This is a genomic window from Allomuricauda sp. TY007, from assembly GCF_010468565.1.
In the GTDB taxonomy this organism is placed as follows: Bacteria; Bacteroidota; Bacteroidia; order Flavobacteriales; family Flavobacteriaceae; genus Flagellimonas.
This window is the reverse complement of the sequence record NZ_WUEG01000003.1, coordinates 17,798-35,694: the sequence shown is the minus strand read 5'-3', so window position 1 is coordinate 35,694 and position 17,897 is coordinate 17,798. Positions and strand designations below refer to the sequence as shown.

The window sequence follows — 17,897 nt, the reverse complement described above, 5'->3', positions numbered from 1 at the left end:
ATTATAGCTTAAGCAATCTTGAAAATGCGTTTTAGGTTTTTCTTTTTCAGGATGATGGATTTTCCAAAATCGGAATTGTATTTTGCAACAATATCAGATTCAAAATTTTTATAAAATTCAGGGTCAAAATTGGCATCTCTGAGGTGTTCCATTACAAAATCAACTGTTCTTTTTTCACTGAGCCATCCATCAAAAATTTCGTGGCGTAAACGAATCCCGAAAGTGTTGATGCCCAATACGGTTTCGGAATCTTTATCAAAAGCTATCGTGATACAGATTTTTTGGTTGGGATGTCGCCAATGAAAATGCGCTTCATTTTCTTTTTTTCTTTGCTCTGAAAATACCCAACCATAGGTTTGATATTCAATATCCAGGAACTTGGCAGAGTTGAACCAATGCCCTGGTTTGTATTCCATTCGGTTGCCGCAGATGGTCTGGGCAAGGGTTTCGCCCATCATACGGCCTGTGTACCAAACGGCTTCAATAGGGCGTCGGTTTCCAATAGCTTTGTGCTGTTCCGCACAATCGCCAATGGCGTACACATCTTCAATGTTGGTCTCCAAAAACCGATTCACTTTTACACCACGGCCTAATTCAATTCCAGAATCTTTGAGGAAATCAATGTTTGGAGTAACGCCCGCCGTCAATCCAACTAAATTACATTCAATTTCTTCCCCGGTTTCTTCGACCACAATGGATTTTACCTTTCCATTTTCGTCTGGTTTGATTTCTTTTAACGAAGCACCCAAACGCAAATCAATATGATGTTCGCGTATGTGCTCATTGATCATTTCGGATTCACCTTGAGGCAGCACTCCGTTCCAAAAACTGCTTTCACGGACCAAAAAAGTAACGGGAATATCGCGAGTGCGCAGCATTTCGGTCAATTCAATGCCAATTAGCCCGCCACCTACGATCACGGCACGTTTGCACACCTTGTTGTTGGGCGCATTTTCTTCCAACAATTCCAGGTCTTGTTTGGAATACAGTCCTTGAACACCATCCAGATCTTGTCCGGGCCATCCAAATTTGTTGGGTTTTGATCCAGTGGCAATAATAAGTTTATCGTAGTTGAGATCTGGTGCCCCATCAATTTGAAGCGATTTTTCTTCAGTATTTACTTTAGTAACATAACCTTGTACCAACTCGATTCTGTTTTTCTTCCAGAAGTGGTTTTCGTAGGGTTGGGTATGTTCAAACTTCATGTGGCCCATGTACACATACATCAAAGCTGTCCTCGAAAAAAAATACTTGGATTCGGCCGAAATAACAGTGATTTTTTTGTCGGAAAGTTTTCGGATGTGCCTAGCGGCGGTAACGCCTGCAATTCCATTTCCGATGATGACAATGTGTTCCATGGGTTGGGTTTGATTGTTTTATGTGTCGAGTTTTGCGGAAAGAACTTAACAGTGAAATGAAAATTAATAAGAATTTAGCAGCTTATAGCTGTTTTAAAATTATTATTTTAGAAGGGTCTATCATCATTATGAAGAAGTTGATTTTTTCATGGGTACTTGTTTTGGCCTCTTGTGCCAGTAGCAAGTTTGACAAGGTAAATGGTGTCAGTTTTGTCTCGTCCAGAGAGGAAGTGGCACAACATCATATTGATCCTGTTCTTGATGTGCAAGCCAATTATGCCGCCATTATGCCTTTTGGTTTTATTCGGGATTTGGATTCACCGGAGTTAGTCTTTGATTCTGAACGCCAATGGTATGGAGAACGAAGGGAAGGAGCCCGGCAGTATATTCAAAAATTGCATCAAAATGGTGTGATGGTCATGGTGAAACCTCAAATATGGATTCACAGAGGTGAATTTACGGGCAATATGAAGATGCCTACGGAAGAAGATTGGAAAAAGTTGGAGGCATCTTATGAAAAGTTCATTTTATTATATGCGCAAATGGCCGAAGAAACCCAAAGCGATATATTTTGTATCGGGACAGAGCTAAAGACTTTTGTGAACGAGCGACCTGAATTTTGGAACGATCTTATTCAAAAAGTAAGGGAGGTCTACACGGGCAAGATTACTTATGCTGCCAATTGGGACGAATATGCAAAGACGCCGTTTTGGTCGGAATTGGATTATATTGGTGTGAACGCCTATTTTCCCTTGTGCGAAAAACAGAATCCCACAATTGAAACACTTACAGAGGGTTGGCAGCCTTGGAAGACCAAAATGCGCGAACTCGCAAAACAAGAGGACAGGCCCATTTTATTCACGGAATTTGGGTATCGCAGCATGGATTTTACGGGCAAAAAGCCATGGTTGGTGGATCGTAACGAGATGAACGTGAATCTTAAGGCACAGGCAGATGCCACGCAGGTACTTTTTGATGAGTTCTGGAACGAAGATTGGTTTGCCGGAGGTTTTGTCTGGAAATGGTTTATGCAGCACGATCAAGTTGGAGGCCACGAGGACAACCGTTTTACCCCGCAAAACAAACCTGCGGAATCGGTAATTAGAAGACAATATGCCCAAGTGAAGAGATCAAGTTCATAGTTTGTTGATTATTTTGTGGGAATTTTTATCTTAAATCGTAACCAACCTTAGTGTTTTTTCACCATATTTGTAGCACATCCCACCCAAAAACATACAGTAATGAAATCAAGATTGACCCTTCTTTTTTGGGTATGGGCCTGTACATTCATTTTTGCACAAAAAAGCGACTTCTACAATGTGGTGGCAGAACAAGGGGATGGTATTTTTTCCTTGCTTCGTAAACAAGGATTGGACCCTGCCAAACACTACGGAGAATTTTTAGAACTGAATTCCGATAAAATAACCGAAGGGACTGCTTTAAAATTGGGCGAGGATTACAAAATACCTTATGCGGATGATTCTTTTAAAAAGAAAGGGGTACTGGTAGAAGTGGTAAAAGATGCTGAGGAACCTATTTTTGATAAGGAATTGGCTCAAATGTCGCTTAAAAGTGATAGACTCAAGGACGCCGTATACTATTTGATTGCAGAAAATAACTCTGACACGGATAAAGGGTTTGTAAAAGATGTTGCACAGCGCATCGCTGGCGAATTAGTGGTAAACGGAGCTCAAGTTTATGTTATGGGGGATGAGATCATGGGAAATTTGGAAACCCAACGTGAATCTACCGAAAATACCACTGGCGATTATATCAAAGTCATCAACAAAAGATATATACAGAACGCAGGCAAATACCAACGGGTGTTGTTCATCCGGGCTGAAAATGTGTCGGGGTCTGGCAATATGGATGTAGCCGTTTACCATTATAATAAAAGTGCCCAAGGTCAGCGCTTCGCGGAAAATATTCAGCATGTATTTAAGGAGAACAGTGTTTCCAATATAACTATTGACGAAGCTAGCTTGATTTTTGAGGACCAGAACAGTCTGTACCTTGCTCGTAACATACTTCCGGCGATTAGTCTGCTAACTATAGAGAACGCGACCAACACTTCAAAAAGTAAGATATCAATCAAACCGAACAAAAAAGAGTTTGCCAATCTGATCAGCAATGGCATTATTAATGATTATGTTGATTTAGAATTCCAGAATTAAAATGAAACTTTTTCAGTTAACCTTTTTGCTTGTCACTTTGCTTCAAGGGGCGATTTTCGCTCAGGAGGAATATCCTAAAGTAATGGCCCTGGAAGGAGATGGGATATATACGCTATTGAGAAGGCACGGAGTCAGTCCAACGAAGTATTACAATGATTTTGTGGAAATCAACCATGAGGATTTGGGAGAAGATGAATCCTTGATTTTGGGCAAGCACTACATTTTACCTGATACTTTGGCGGCAAATACGGTTGAAGTGGAAGCAGAGGGGATTACCTATCCTATTTTTGGCGATGATTTCAAAAAAGTTGATACAGCCAGTAAACGCTTGGACAATACGGTCTATTATTTGATTTCGGGACATGGTGGTCCGGACCCGGGAGCCGTGGAAAAGTATCGCGGGAAAATGATTTCGGAGGACGAATACGCCTATGATGTAACATTACGGTTGGCCCGCGAGCTGATATCCCATGGGGCAGAAGTGCACATTATTGTACAAGATGAAAATGATGGTATTCGAGATAATAGAGTTCTAGAATTGGATACGGATGAAACTGTGCAGTCCCAAACTATTCCGTTGGACCAGTTAGAACGTTTAAAACAACGCACCAAAGCTGTCAATGACCTGTATGCGAAGAATTCAGGGAAATATCAACGCTTATTGGTCACCCATGTGGATAGTAGGGGAGAAGGCACCAATATTGATGTGTTCTTTTACCATCATGAAAAAAGCACCAATGGGAAAAAACTGGCGGAAAGCATCCACCGAACTTTTCTTAGGAAATATAAGAAATTCCAGCCTAACCGATTGTACAATGGCACTTTTATGGAGCGCAGCAGTTTGTACGTGGTTAAAAACACGCTTCCTGCCATGGCCTACATCGAAATTGGCAATATCAGAAACAAAAGGGACCAACGTAGAATCCTAAACCCTGATAACCGACAGGCACTGGCCAAGTGGATTTCCGAGGGAATTCTGTTGGATTATGAATCTTCTAAAACATTTTCTTCTAAATAAATTTTGAATATTCGCTGTTTCATAATACTGACAACGTCACCCTGAGCTTGTTTCAGGGTCACATAAAGATGCTTACATTCAGTAGGGTGAGATGCTGAAACAAGTTCAGCATGACGCCAAAAACACCTTTATGGCATTAAAACGGATATTTGACTAGCAGCACCCACCCCCGTTGTAATGCCAAGTACTTTCACTAACATGGATTTCATCAGAGGCATTGGCCAAAGCTGCAGCCGTTTTGTCGCAAACTGCCAAGGGTTGGTTTTGTTGTAGCACGTGTCCTTTTTTGTCATCAAAAAACTCTTCGTTTCCATAATAGATGGCGGTTTTTCCTGTAAACATGCAAGGGCCATCTTCGGGCATGGGGTCTTTTATGGCAGCAATCTCAATGGATTCGATATGGATGAGTTCATCCGTAGGATAATGATTGGGCGATAACACCCTGTACGATCTTTTTCCTCTTATTTCAATGGTTCCAAACCCGGCATCGGTCAATACTTTTACGTAATCTTTCAATGGGATACTCCCGCTCAAGCATTGCGCTCTTAACCTGTCATCGTTGCGGAGTTCATCACTCATGGGCTGTTCGCAAATGGGGTCGCTCATTACCAATCTGCCGTGCGGTTTCAGAACACGGTACATTTCGGAAACGGCTTTCTTCAAATCTTCAATTTTAAAAATATTGAAGAGACAGTTTTGGGCGGCCACATCAATACTTTCATCCGCTACGGGAAGATGTAGGGCATCTCCTTTTACCAAGTTGACAAACTCACTATTGAACCAATCGTTTTCTTCTTCTGCTATTTTGAAATTTTTTCGGGAGGCTTCCAGCATTTCATCCACGGAATCCACACCAACTACACCACCTTTTTGTCTGGAAAAATAAGAGAACTGCAATAGTTCCATTCCACCACCGACGCCTACGTAGAGAATCTTGGGGTTGTTTACCAAATCCTGCGCGGAAACCGTGCTGCCACAACCATAGTTCATCTCCTGCATGATTTTGGGAATGGACAATCCCGGGAATTGCCAAATGGGATTGGTGGTGCAGCAAAGCCCAACATCGGGGGTCAATGCAGCATCTTTGTATAGGTCTTGGGTGGCGTCTAAATAGCTCATAGTTCTTTGATCAGTTCTTTGAATAATTTAATCATTTTAGGTTCCGTTTGCCCTGCAATCTTTAAAATTTCCTGAACATCAACAGGTTCCAAGTTATTTGGATCACATTCATCGGTCAAAACGGATACCGCTACAATGGGTAGTCGTAAATGATTGGCAACAATTACTTCGGGAACGGTGCTCATGCCCACGGCATCGGCACCCATAATTTTGAGCATACGGTATTCGGCTTTGGTTTCCAGTTGAGGTCCTACCACCGAGGCATATACCCCTTTTTTTAAAGAAATATTCTCGCGTGCAGCTATGGTTTCCACTTTTTTGCGCATTTCTGGATCGTAAGGTTCGCTCATATCTACAAACCTATCCCCAAATTCTGCAACATTTTTAAAAGCCAATGGCGAACCTCCTTGTAGGTTGATATGATCTTCTATCAACATAATGTCCCCTTTTTTAAAGTCGAGGTTAATGGCTCCCGCGGCATTGGAGACAAATAGATTTTTTATGCCTAACTGGTGCATCACTCTAATGGGGTAGGTAATATCCAAAAAATCGTAGCCTTCGTACAAATGGAAGCGTCCTTGCATTACCACTGCTTTTTTACCCTCTATGGTTCCGTAGATCAGTTTGCCTGTGTGGAACTCGACCGTTGCTAAAGGAAAATAGGGTATGTGGTTGTAATGGGCTTCGATGGGATCTTCAATGCTATCTATGAGCTGCCCTAGACCGGTTCCCAAAACAATGCCTATTTCCGGAGTTTCAAACCCTCGTTTTTTTAAGTATTCAACGGATTCATCAATCTGTTTCTGTGTCATTTTCTTATATGTTTTAAAAATGGCTCAAAGGCCTCAATATCTTTGATGTCCTCATAATGGTCCACATCGTTTTTTTCTTCTAAAAGAGCAACTTTTTCGTCTTTTATATCGGATAAGGTATCGGCAAGGACGGTATTTGTGCCCCAAGTTTTGTTTTGGAACAATTCTTCTCTCAAAGATTTCATGCCCAAAAGGTAATATCCACCATCTTCTGCAGGCCCCACAACATAGTTGTGATCTTTGAATTTTGAGAAAGCCTCTTCCAAATCGGACTGGTTTAGGTGGAACATATCGCTTCCAATAACGATGATATTTTCAAAACCGGCTAGGAATCCTTCCTTAAAGGCGTTCATCATCCGTTCACCCAAATCTTTTCCTTTCTGAAGCTTTTTTTGATACACCTTGTTGTCCCATATATCATTTTCCCAAACCTCTTCGGAATAATACACCCATTTTTCAACTTTTAAATCCTTGGTAAACGATACGGTTTTGTCCAACAAAAAATTGTAAATATCCAAAGCCGTTTTGTCGCCTACCTTGGCTGCCAAGCGGGTCTTGCACTTGCCTAGTTCGGGGTTTCGGGTCAGGATTAAAAGTAGGTTTTTGCTCAATGACTTTGCTTTTATAGTAGTGTACAAATACACGGTATTGGTCAAAACGGCAATTCAATACTTACAATGGGATTTATCTTTTCCATTTTGAGTTGGATACACCGGTTTGCCCATTCAAATATACCACCATAAAGATACGGGACATTAAGCAATACGTATTATTTGAATTTTGATAATGTAAAGGTAAGAATCAATCTCTAGGATATTTTAACCAGATAGTTGGGCAAATGTTTGCGTAGCTTGTCAAAGGAGATAGGTTTTGTGAAATAGTCGTCCATGCCAACTCCTTTGGCTTCGTCGATGGCTTCCTTTGTCACATCTGCAGACAATCCTATTATGCCAATGTTCTTGTTGAACTTTCTGATTTTTTTTGTTGCTGTTAGGCCGTCCATTTTTGGCATGTGGATATCCATAAACACCAAATTGTAATCGCTCTTTTTTACCGCTTCTACGGCTTCTAGTCCATTGGAAACCGAATCTGAGTGCACCCCTAAATTCTCCAAGGTTTTTTTTAGGACCATAACATTCACTCTATTGTCATCCACAATAAGTATTTTGCAGCCACTTAAATCGATGGGTTCAGTATTATTGCTGCTACTTTTATTTTTGGTTTCGTACAAAGGGAATTTAAGGTGTAGGTGGAATTTTGTGCCCATGCTTTCTTGACTGGCCACATCAATTTTTCCTTTTAAAAGTTCCACAAGCTTATATGTAATATACAGTCCAAGGCCACTGCCTTCGTGCTGCTTGGCTTTTCCTGCATCTACTTGGGTAAAGCGGTCAAAAATGGTTTTTAATTTGTTTTTTGGAATTCCTATCCCAGTATCTTTTATGGTGATGTCAATGGATAGGTTGTTTTTGATAATTCTTTCTTTATAAAAGATTGTAATTCCTCCTTTCTCTGTGAATTTTAAGGAGTTTCTTAAAATGTTCGTGATGATTTGCCCATACTTTCCAACATCACCTTCCACTTCAATGTTACTGTCAACAACGGCATCCAAACCTAAATGTAATCCTTTTTCTTCGGCGGTGCGACGATATATTCGAATGATGTTTTTTAATTCTTCCAATGGCGAAAAAACATCTTTTCTAAAAGTGGTTTTACCTGATTCGATTTTATCTATTTCTAGAATATCGTTCACCAAAAGGAGCAACTTTTTTGAGGAGATGTCCATAAGGGAAAGATATTCTTGCAGTGAGCTTTGTATTTCGGACAATTTTAAAACTTGTATAAATCCTATAATGGCGTTTAAGGGGGTTCTAATTTCATGGCTCATATTGGAAATGAACTCTGTTTTTGCCCTTGATGATTTTTCTGCCCTTACCTGTTCTTTTTTTAGGGAAGTGTTGAGTTCCCTTAGTTTCATATTTGCGTCGTACAGGTGCTTGTTTTTCTCTCTTGAGGATAGATAAAAATAGATGAGGCCACTGGAAAGAAGTGATAGTAAAAGCCCAAAAGTTAAGTATACATAGGTTATTTTTCTTCTTTCTGCCAAAAAATTTAAATGTGAGGGCATTAAGGAGAACGTCCATTTTTGTCCGTCCAGGGCATCAATCTCAAAACTAGTGGTAAAAATGAATTCTTTTCCGATCTCGCTTGTGTTGGTATTGTTTTTGGAGTAGAAGACGGTTCCTTTTTCGTCTTGCACTTGAATGGCATATTCGTCCAGTTCTGCGAACAATTCGTTAAAAGGGGCCGTAAAATCCATTCCAGCGGTAACAGAACCTCTAAATGCCCCATTAAAATATACGGGTGCATCAACCAAAAAAGCCTTGCCACCTTGGTGCAACTCTGTCCATGAGGAAATATTGGTGGATGAGTCTTTTACATGTCCTTTCCATTCTGCATATCTTGGATGCTTGGATAAATCTAGGCCAATGGCGGGTTTGTTTTTCTCCAAGGGCACTATCATCCTTATTACCATTAAACTGTCCAACCACTCAATAAATTTATAAGATGGATTTTGCTCCAAAATAAGGCTTGCATCTTTCTCCCAGTACTGAAAATATGCCCCATCTGTCATTTCTATTCGCTGTTTTAAGTTTTCCAGTGATTTAATGTCGTATTCAACAATGGATATAAATTCATTGGCCCGTAGGTTGCCCGTGGTCTGGATTTCGCGTATGAAAGATGATTTTTGTGTGTTGATCGAATTGTTCCATAGCACTAAAACTATGGTTATAAAAACCACAAATACAGCGATGGGTAATATCAATTCTTTTTTTGGTGATCTTAAAAACATAGTAAACCTTGGCATAAGAAAACATCATTCATTCCAAATTGGAACAAAGGTTGTAGGTTGAAACCGTTGAAATTCCCTCTCTTCAATTTTGACACACGAAGAGTAAGAAAATACAACAAACATCCAAGATGTCAACAATATTTGAACAAAAAAATTGTATTCAAGTACTTCTTATTTAAAAAATTAACACACAATTATTGCAATAGCATAGCCAATAAACCGTAGATTATTTCCTCCCAATTTTTAATATTGAAGGATGGTAGGTTTTATAATTTTTTAAGGAGAAATAAAAAAGGGCACCTGAACAGGAGCCCCATGAAGACACATTACTAACTATATTGGGTATTTTGATTGATGCGCTAGTGTTTAGTATAGCTTAATTAATGTATAGATAAATGCTGCTTAAGAGAGAGTAAACGGATAGTGCAATTACAACGTACCAAAAAAGGTATCCTAGTTTTGCTTCTAGAGTGTTCATTTTTCTGAGTGTTTATTTGGTTGAGTTAAAACTACACACCTAAATTATCTAAAACACACACACCTACAATCCATATTTTTATTGGTTGTAGTAATTAGGACATAATTGGTCGCAAAACTTATGTAAATGGGAAAAGTGTTTTTATATGGGATATGGTCGACCAAGCAAACAAAGGGTTATTTGCTGAAAAACAAACATTTATGATGTGGGAAGAATTGGGGAACCAAAAGGATTTTGGGAAGGATATTTGTTTTTGGAAGTACAAATACCCTTCCACAAAAAGAATATAATTTTAGTAATTAAACCAAAGGAGAACCTTTAAGTCGTTTTTCTATTTTACGCTTCTTAGCTGTAATGTTCTTCATGGTTTCCATTAATTTGGAATCCTTGGTTTTCTTGTAGATCTCGTTAATGGAAAGAATCAAGCTCTTTGCTTCCCTTGAGGCCTTAACCCTATCGCTGGTAGACATGTGGCTCATGGGCCTTTTTTCAAACTCTTCCGCCTTTTCTAGTAACTCGTGGGTCATTTTTTGTTTTTAAAATTATTCGTAATCGGCTAAATATAAGAGTTAGTTTGATATTTTTTGCCTATGGAACCATTTGATTTTCATATTTATGAAAAGATTAAGAAGTTGAATCCAATAAGTCCTAGTGAAATCTAAAAAATAACGGAATTGGGTTGATATCACTTCTATCTGGTTGATAATCTGTCCATCTTCTATTGCAAGTCAATTCTGGGACAAGTTATTTTTCAATGTTAAATTAATGTATCTTAAATGTAAGGTAAATATTATTTGGACTATTTTTGTATAAAAACTAGGCTTGAAAATTATCTGGAAAAATGTAGCGGGCAAAAGCAAGTTGAGCCACGGACATATTGTTAATTTGGAATATGCTGTGCGGTTGCAAGTTGTAAGAATCCTGATCAATGAGGCAGAACACCTTATGGATTATCTTTCCTTGGTCGTAATTGAGATCAATTCATCCAGTGGGCATGTTTGCGTTCACAAAGAAACTCCAGAGCCTCTTTTTTCCAAAATTGCCAACAACTTGGAACAGCCCGTTGCCAATAAAATTACAGAGGTACACTCTCCTTTACTTGCAGCAATCAACCTTTAAGATCATTTAAGTCAATCTAAAAATGGATTGAGTAAATCGGATTGCAGCTATGTAGGTAAATTTGATTCAATAATTTACCCAATATGGCAATCATAGGAAACATTATAAAAGGCGTTATCGAAGCTCGAGATGCTCTAAGCAAGGAAACAAGCCCGGTCGAGGAACAGCAAAAAGTTTTGGAAGAATTGTTGGACAAGGCCAAGGATACGCAGTTTGGACAGCACTATAATTTTGCTTCCATTTTAAAATCCGATGACCCCCAAAAGGCGTTTTCCGAAGCCGTACCTTATCATGATTACAACAAGATCACCGAGGAATGGTGGAACAAGACCATTGAGGGCGAAGCTGACATTACCTGGCCGGGCAGTCCTGATTTTTTTGCACTATCATCCGGTACCACGGGAAAAAAACCCAAAAGAATACCCGTTACCAAAGATATGTTGGATTCCATTACCCGGGCAGGCAGGCACCAAGTGTTTGCCATGAGCAATTTTGATATGCCTGCGGATTTTTTCGAGAAGGAAATCATGATGTTGGGGAGTTCCACCAACCTACAGGAGCGCGATGGTAAAAAGGAGGGTGAAATTAGCGGAATAAGTGCCAGTAACATTCCGTTTTGGTTTAAAAAATACTATAAACCCGGAGATGAAATCGCCAAAATAGACGATTGGGACGAGCGTGTCCTCTCCATAGCCAAAAATGCCAAAAATTGGGATATTGGTGCGCTTAGTGGAATTCCTTCTTGGATGGAGCTAATGCTCAAAAAGGTTATAGATTATCATAATGTGGACAACATTCACGAGATATGGCCCAATTTACAGGCCTACACCTCCGGAGGGGTAGCTTTTGATCCTTACGAAAAAAGTTTTAATGCTTTGTTGGATCATCCCATACAAATTATTGATACCTATTTGGCTTCCGAAGGATTTTTTGCCTGTCAAAATAGACCGGGGACCTCGGCGATGAAACTCATAACAGATAATGGTATCTATTTTGAGTTTGTACCGTTTAACCCGCAATATGTGAATCAAGATGGCTCCCTAACGGATGATGCACCCTCTATTGCGTTGGATGAGGTGGAAGAAGATGTGGATTACGTTCTGATCATATCCACCGTATCTGGAGCATGGCGGTACATTATTGGCGACACCATTGCCTTTACCGATGTGGAACGTGCTGAAATAAAAATTACCGGGCGTACCAAGTTTTTTTTGAATACCGTAGGTTCTCAACTTTCGGTAAACAAGTTGAATGATGCCGTGAAACATTTGGAAGAAGAACTGAATATCAAGATTCCCGAATATACCCTTTGCGCCAAACGTTTTGATGACGGATTTTACCACTCTTGGTATTTGGGGTCCGATAAAAGTTTGGATGAAGAAAAAACAGCAACTGTTTTGGACAACTACCTAAAAGAAGCCAATAAAAACTATAAAGTGGCCCGAAGCAAAGCTTTGGAAGGCGTAAAAGTGAATTTTGTGCCCCAACAAATGTTCGCCGATTGGAACGGGGCAAACAAGAAAAAGGGCGGTCAGGTAAAAATGGAACGGGTAATGGGCGAGGATCGCTTTAAGGAATGGGAGGATTTTGTAGCCCAACAATCATAAGAGGTTGTTTTTGATGGAGTCCTGCTCCTTTACCATTTCCATAATTTCATCAGGAGAGAGGTAATATTGCTTTATCCTTGTTTTGTAGGTTTCATCAATTTGGGAATGGTTAAGAATAAACCGTTTGGTCTTCAAAATATAATTGGACATACCCCGAGATACTGCAAACGAATCCGCAGCACGTTCCGCTTTTCTAACAAATTCCTTCAAAAGCACATAGCGAATCCCAAAACCAATAAGGTTAAGGTTGCCCCGCTGTTGGTAGTCCATAACATGGCCGAGTTCGTGGCCTATCCATCCAATTAAAACATCTTTGGGTATATCTGCCGTTTTAAACTCTTCTCCGGATAGTTTAAACCTTTCACTGATCAAAATTACATAACTGCGCTTGTTTTTGGACTTAAGTAGGCCGCTCCATGTGGGTTGGGCCTGCATCACCGATTTTTTAATGCTTTTTTTAAACTTGAATTTAATGGGAATGCCCTTAAGTTCTGGAAAATGCTGCAATGCAATTTCAACCTCTTGCTTTATACTGTTGGGGATTGTGTTTTTGGGTTCTTTCAAAATAACGATAACTAAAAATACGGCTATGGGTAGTAGAAAAAGTAGCTTTAGTTTTCTTTTCAAGGTTAAAGGGTTAAAAAAAGGGCAAATCATGATTTGCCCTTATACATGTGATTATATGTTGTTTAAAACTGATATCGGAGTCCAAGTGCTATATCCAAGTCGAGGTCATCGGAATAATTGTCGTTAAAACCTAGTTCAGGTCTCATATCCAGCGAAATGAGCAATGGGATTTCAAAATCATACTCAATACCAATGTCACCCGCAACAAGGGCAAAAACACCATCGTTATCGCCTGCATCAAAAGACCCTACACCGCCACCGGCACCAACATACCAGTTAAAACCTCCGTCAATTGGCATTACCCATTGATAAAGACCTACCAATTTAAATGCATCCACGTTGTTAGAATCCCTCCAACCAAGGTCAAACTCCAATCTGTTGTTTTCCTTAAGATAGCGTTGATAGGAGATTTCCCCTCCAAATCCGTCGTTGTCGCCTACTCTTATACCCAATGCGTTTTTTGATATGCTCTGGGCACTTACGGTTGTTGCTCCAATTAAAAATAGTATTAAAAATAGATTCTTCATGATTGTTTTATTTTGATACAAAGATAGTTTTGTACTGGGGTTGACTTATCTCTATTGAATCAATGATTGATTCAAATAAGAATTGAGATGGGCTTATAACAGCGGTTTGAAGAATTTGAACAATCCTTCCAAAAATCTGAACCAAATGGTCCTGTTCTTAAAGCGCTCCAAGGTAACGGGTTCTGATTTGTCACATATTTTTTGAAACTCTGCTGTCATTTCGGTGTTAATTTCCTTGTTATAAATAAGGATGTTGGTCTCGTAGTTGAGTTCAAAGCTTCGGATATCAAAATTTCCAGATCCGATGGACACCAGATCATCGTCGACAATCATTATTTTGCTATGGGAGAAATCTTCTCGAAGATATATTTTTACGCCAACCTGAAGCAATTCTTCAAAATGGGAGAACATGGCAAACTTAGCTGCTTTGGAATCTGATTTTTTGGGCACCAAAAGGGAGATGTTTACACCCTCCATTGCGGTAATTTTCAAACTTTGTAAAAAAGCCTCCCCTGGCACAAAATATGGATTTGCTATGCAAATGGAATTTTTGGCTTGGTTCATCATGCCAATATATTGTTGCATAATGGTCGGATGCTTGGAATCTGGCCCCCCTGCCACCACTTGTGCACGAACATCGCCTGCCGTTTGTTGCTCGGATAGGTAGTCTGCGATATGAAAATCCTCTTTGTTGCTTGCAAAAAAGTAATCTTTAAGGAAAATCAGATGTAGATCGTTTACAATGGGCCCTTCGAGTTTTAAGTGGGTGTCTTTCCATTTGCCCAGTTCGTTTTCTCGTTTAATGTATTTATCGGAAACATTGACACCCCCGGTAAAAGCCACTTTGTTGTCTATGATCACAATTTTTCGATGGTTCCTAAAATTGAGCGAAAACAGTAGGTTTTTAAGTCGGATCGGCATTATGGGATAGATTTTTACCCCAACATCCTGAAACTTTTTCCTGGGTCGCCCCCTTAATTGGTAGCTGCCCAAGAAATCGTAAATAATCCTAACCTCTACACCTTCTTTGATTTTTCTTTCAAAAAGTTCCAACATTTTGTCCAAAAGGGTGCCTCTTTCCAAAATATAGTACTGTACATGGATAAAGTTTTTGGCCTCTTCCATGGCTTTGAAAAGTACATTAAAGGTTTCCTCGCCATCTTGAAGAGGTATTATTTTGTTCCCTGTTTTTGCAGTGGTGTTGGAGTTGGCTTTTATTAATCGGTTGAGTCTTTCTTTTCGAATATCTGCATCAAAATGGGTCAGGAATTTTTCTTGGGCAGAAATTTTAGGGGGAGTGTATTTGTTCCTTTTTTCAAATTCTTTTGTGTTGAAGAATTTAAACTTTCTGCGATTCATCCCAAACAGATAATAGAGAACTGCTCCCAAAATGGGCAAAGTTATAATGGCAAGTGCCCAGCTTATGGAGCGAGACGGCCTTCTTCCGTGATAAATTATGGCCCCGATGGCCCAAACGGAGGTCAGAACATATAGAATGGTAATGACGGTCTTCAAAAAAATGGTGGTGTTTATTTTTTCTAAGGTATGAACGAATATTGGTTTATCAACACTTTGGGGAGAGAATTAGGGGGGAGGGCAATAAAAAACTCTGGCAAAAACTTGCCAGAGTTATGTGGTATTATAGTGTGAAAATTATTGTGGACTGTCGTCTGTGGCATCTTCTACTTCATCTTCCACGTCATCGGCAGCATCCTCAATGTCGTCCCCAACATCTTCTGCGGCATCTTCCACATCATCGGCAGCATCTTCCACTCCATCTTTCACATCTTCAATGGCCTCTTCGGCCTTATCTTCTTTTGTTTCTCTGCAACTGGTTATACTCAAGGTAAGTGCCATTGCAATTAGCATTGTAAATAAACTTATTGATTTTCTCATGGGTTCTCTTTTTTAGGTTAATGATTTTTAAATAGTGTGTGTTTCTACAATTTTTTTCTTCCTGTTATCAACGAAATAATAAACAATACAATAAATATGAAGAAAAGGATTTTAGCTATACTTGCCGCTCCTGCTGCAATTCCACCAAACCCGAATATACCGGCAATAATGGCCAATATGATAAAGGTGACTGTCCAACGTAACATAATAGTAGTGTTTTAAGTTAATGCCTGATCAATTGTTAATCAGTACATTACAAATGTAGCTTGCTTTTGGTCCGTGGCTTGCCGCTTTTCGTGTTATTGTTGACTCAAAAGGAACATTTTGGGCTTTTTGGTGTAAAAATCTTTTTGTGAGAAGGTTGTGGATTTGTTTTTCAATGTTGCAGACCAACAAATAATGGTCCCAATAGGGTGTTTGAGCTCAAATTTTTTAGAAAAAACTCGTTGGACAGGCGTTTGGCCTTCAATTTTATCTTTTTGGGATTTTGGATAATTTCTTCCAGTTTTTTTGTGTCGGAATCTGTGCTAAGCCAATCGTAAGCCTGTTCTTTGGGGAGAATAACAGGTGCGAGGTTGCTAATGTTGTGGTAACTGGAAACGAAAGGGTCCGTTTTGCCCACAGTTAACGCAGCGCACAAAAAACCATCGTTTAGCCTGTTATATGTGCCTGCCAAGTAAAAAGGTTTTTCGGATGCCTGGTAAATATAGTAGCTGCATGTGTTGCCATTTTCCAAAAGATGGGTATAAAAACCGGTTGCAATGATCAAACAACGCCTCTTTTTATAGGAATCCTGCATCCAGCCAATGCTTTGCAGCTCATCCATCTGTACATTCAATGTATTGGTCTTGTCCTGAAATATTTGCCAATCTTCTTTAAAGTCTTGGGGCATAAGTCCCCAAATGGCAAACGATATTTTATTGGGGTTTTCCATGGTCACCACGCATAAGTTTGTTTCATGAAAACCATTGATAATGGGGTTTGGCAGGTATAAATTTGGATATCTGAACGGGATTCCAAACTCTTTTTCTATCTCTTCTCTCCCTGCTTCATTTGAAAGTTTGTAAATCATAATTATCTGGAATCTTATCCACAAATAAGCATTAAGTTGGTGATAAGGTTGACTCAAACAAATTTTATTGTGATGCTTTTGATAAACTTTTTATAAAAGTGGACGTAGGTGGGTGCCCATGGTTGTCCAAGTAACAACAAAGACTATCTTTATAAGATAAAAACGCATTAATTAAACAAACAGCAGTATAATATTCCAATGGTAAAAATCAAGGTTGACGCCCAAGATACCGCCGAATCGGTGGAGCAAATAAAAAATGTGATTGGAGGGAAGATAGAAGAACGATGGGGGCAGTACACTTTGAGTGTTTCCAACGATAAGGCAAAGGGGAGTATCCGTTTCATTACCTTCGATTGGGGGGTAAGTTTATTGGAACTGGACATTACTTTTTTTGATGAGGTATTGATTGAGGTGGACACTTCAAATTTTAACCCCATCAATTTTTATTATTGCCTGGAGGGGTATTGCGGACATAAATTCGGGTACCAGCCGGAAGATAAGATCAAGATCATGGAGCAATTCCAGTCCGTTATCCTTACCAATCGGGATGGTGGGATTACGGACAGGTATTTTCCCAAGGACGTGAAGGTTTCCCAAACCGTAATACAGGTGCGTAGAAAGCCGTTCTTGCGCAAAAGGCTAAACCAGGGAGAAGAACTCAACAAACAGTTGTACAAAGTATTTTTGGATACTGACCAGGAAAAAGTGTTTGCTTACTACGGTTCTTACAATTTGAAAATAGCCGAGGTGATATCCGCTATAAAAAAGATCAAGGCAAAGGGAATGATCCGCATTATGATGATCGAGGGCTATGTTTATCAAATTCTATCCATGCACATGATGCAGCATAACAAAGAGGTGATGAACAAAAGGCCCCAGACCAGCTTATTAAAAAGGGAGCTGAAAACGATACGCAGCTATGCCAAAAAAATAGAGAAAAACATTGCCAAGGATTTTTCGTTGGAAGACATTTCTGCCGAAACAGGCCTTACCCAAGCAAAGCTCCAAGAAGGGTTTAAGTTGTTGTACAATAAAACGGTAACGGAATATATAAGGCATGCAAGGCTGGAATTGGCCCGCGATTATATTACAACCACCGAAATGAACATTTCCGAGGTGGTATACTCCATTGGGTTTACCAGCAGGAGTTATTTTTCCAAGATTTTTAAGGAACGTTATGGTATAAGCCCCAGTGAATTTAAAAATAGTAAAAAGAGCGCCCAAGTGGAGGGCTAG

Annotated in this window: 18 protein-coding genes; 6 read left to right on the top strand and 12 right to left on the bottom strand. The window is 39.6% G+C overall.

Features of this window, described 5'->3' with window-relative positions:
* Positions 1–8 precede the first annotated feature (8 nt).
* Positions 9–1,358, bottom strand: a complete 1,350-nt coding sequence (locus GO009_RS03590) for an NAD(P)/FAD-dependent oxidoreductase (RefSeq protein WP_163624850.1) — start codon at positions 1,356–1,358, stop codon at positions 9–11.
* Positions 1,359–1,486: 128 nt separating this feature from the next.
* Between GO009_RS03590 and GO009_RS03585 the strand changes: the two genes are divergently transcribed.
* From GO009_RS03585 to GO009_RS03575, 3 genes are all read left to right on the top strand, one after another.
* Positions 1,487–2,500: a glycoside hydrolase gene (locus GO009_RS03585; RefSeq protein WP_163624849.1), complete on the top strand. Its 1,014-nt coding sequence runs from the start codon at positions 1,487–1,489 to the stop codon at positions 2,498–2,500.
* A 99-nt stretch (positions 2,501–2,599) separates the two neighbouring features.
* Positions 2,600–3,532 carry an N-acetylmuramoyl-L-alanine amidase gene (locus tag GO009_RS03580; RefSeq protein WP_163624848.1) on the top strand — a complete coding sequence of 311 codons (933 nt, stop codon included), beginning with the start codon at positions 2,600–2,602 and terminating at the stop codon, positions 3,530–3,532.
* A gap of 1 nt (position 3,533) precedes the next feature.
* Positions 3,534–4,550 carry an N-acetylmuramoyl-L-alanine amidase gene (locus GO009_RS03575; protein WP_163624847.1) on the top strand — a complete coding sequence of 339 codons (1,017 nt, stop codon included), beginning with the start codon at positions 3,534–3,536 and terminating at the stop codon, positions 4,548–4,550.
* A 153-nt stretch (positions 4,551–4,703) separates the two neighbouring features.
* Here GO009_RS03575 and arsM read toward each other — a convergent pair whose 3' ends face one another.
* From arsM to GO009_RS03550, 5 genes are all read right to left on the bottom strand, one after another.
* Positions 4,704–5,669: an arsenosugar biosynthesis arsenite methyltransferase ArsM gene (arsM, locus tag GO009_RS03570; protein WP_163624846.1), complete on the bottom strand. Its 966-nt coding sequence runs from the start codon at positions 5,667–5,669 to the stop codon at positions 4,704–4,706.
* Positions 5,666–6,481: a purine-nucleoside phosphorylase gene (locus GO009_RS03565; protein WP_163624845.1), complete on the bottom strand. Its 816-nt coding sequence runs from the start codon at positions 6,479–6,481 to the stop codon at positions 5,666–5,668. Before GO009_RS03565 ends, arsM begins: the two co-directional genes overlap by 4 nt.
* On the bottom strand, positions 6,478–7,092 hold the full coding sequence (locus tag GO009_RS03560; RefSeq protein ID WP_163624844.1) for a TIGR04282 family arsenosugar biosynthesis glycosyltransferase: 615 nt from the start codon (positions 7,090–7,092) through the stop codon (positions 6,478–6,480). Before GO009_RS03560 ends, GO009_RS03565 begins: the two co-directional genes overlap by 4 nt.
* A gap of 197 nt (positions 7,093–7,289) precedes the next feature.
* The gene (locus tag GO009_RS03555; protein WP_163624843.1) at positions 7,290–9,308 is read right to left on the bottom strand and encodes a response regulator; all 2,019 of its coding nucleotides are present in this window, start codon (positions 9,306–9,308) and stop codon (positions 7,290–7,292) included.
* Between the two features lie 804 nt (positions 9,309–10,112).
* Entirely contained in the window at positions 10,113–10,340 is a 228-nt protein-coding gene (locus GO009_RS03550) for a hypothetical protein (RefSeq protein WP_014032240.1), read from the bottom strand.
* Between the two features lie 295 nt (positions 10,341–10,635).
* On the opposite strand from GO009_RS03550, the gene GO009_RS03545 reads away from it, so the two are divergent.
* Positions 10,636–10,932, top strand: coding sequence for a hypothetical protein (locus GO009_RS03545; RefSeq protein WP_163624842.1), 297 nt, complete (start codon positions 10,636–10,638; stop codon positions 10,930–10,932).
* An 83-nt stretch (positions 10,933–11,015) separates the two neighbouring features.
* Positions 11,016–12,539: a GH3 auxin-responsive promoter family protein gene (locus GO009_RS03540; RefSeq protein ID WP_163624841.1), complete on the top strand. Its 1,524-nt coding sequence runs from the start codon at positions 11,016–11,018 to the stop codon at positions 12,537–12,539.
* Here GO009_RS03540 and GO009_RS03535 read toward each other — a convergent pair.
* From GO009_RS03535 to GO009_RS03510, 6 genes are all read right to left on the bottom strand, one after another.
* Positions 12,534–13,166 carry a hypothetical protein gene (locus GO009_RS03535; RefSeq protein ID WP_163624840.1) on the bottom strand — a complete coding sequence of 211 codons (633 nt, stop codon included), beginning with the start codon at positions 13,164–13,166 and terminating at the stop codon, positions 12,534–12,536. The genes GO009_RS03540 and GO009_RS03535 overlap by 6 nt on opposite strands.
* 62 nt (positions 13,167–13,228) lie before the next feature.
* Positions 13,229–13,693: a hypothetical protein gene (locus GO009_RS03530; protein ID WP_163624839.1), complete on the bottom strand. Its 465-nt coding sequence runs from the start codon at positions 13,691–13,693 to the stop codon at positions 13,229–13,231.
* 93 nt (positions 13,694–13,786) lie between these two features.
* On the bottom strand, positions 13,787–15,208 hold the full coding sequence (cls, locus tag GO009_RS03525; RefSeq protein WP_163624838.1) for a cardiolipin synthase: 1,422 nt from the start codon (positions 15,206–15,208) through the stop codon (positions 13,787–13,789).
* Positions 15,209–15,346: 138 nt separating this feature from the next.
* Positions 15,347–15,589 carry a hypothetical protein gene (locus GO009_RS03520; protein WP_163624837.1) on the bottom strand — a complete coding sequence of 81 codons (243 nt, stop codon included), beginning with the start codon at positions 15,587–15,589 and terminating at the stop codon, positions 15,347–15,349.
* Positions 15,590–15,633: 44 nt separating this feature from the next.
* Entirely contained in the window at positions 15,634–15,795 is a 162-nt protein-coding gene (locus tag GO009_RS03515; RefSeq protein ID WP_014032233.1) for a DUF1328 family protein, read from the bottom strand.
* A 170-nt stretch (positions 15,796–15,965) separates the two neighbouring features.
* Complete coding sequence (locus GO009_RS03510) at positions 15,966–16,661, bottom strand: SOS response-associated peptidase (RefSeq protein WP_163624836.1); 696 nt, start codon at positions 16,659–16,661, stop codon at positions 15,966–15,968.
* 198 nt (positions 16,662–16,859) lie between these two features.
* On the opposite strand from GO009_RS03510, the gene GO009_RS03505 reads away from it, so the two are divergent.
* The gene (locus tag GO009_RS03505; protein WP_163624835.1) at positions 16,860–17,897 is read left to right on the top strand and encodes an AraC family transcriptional regulator; all 1,038 of its coding nucleotides are present in this window, start codon (positions 16,860–16,862) and stop codon (positions 17,895–17,897) included.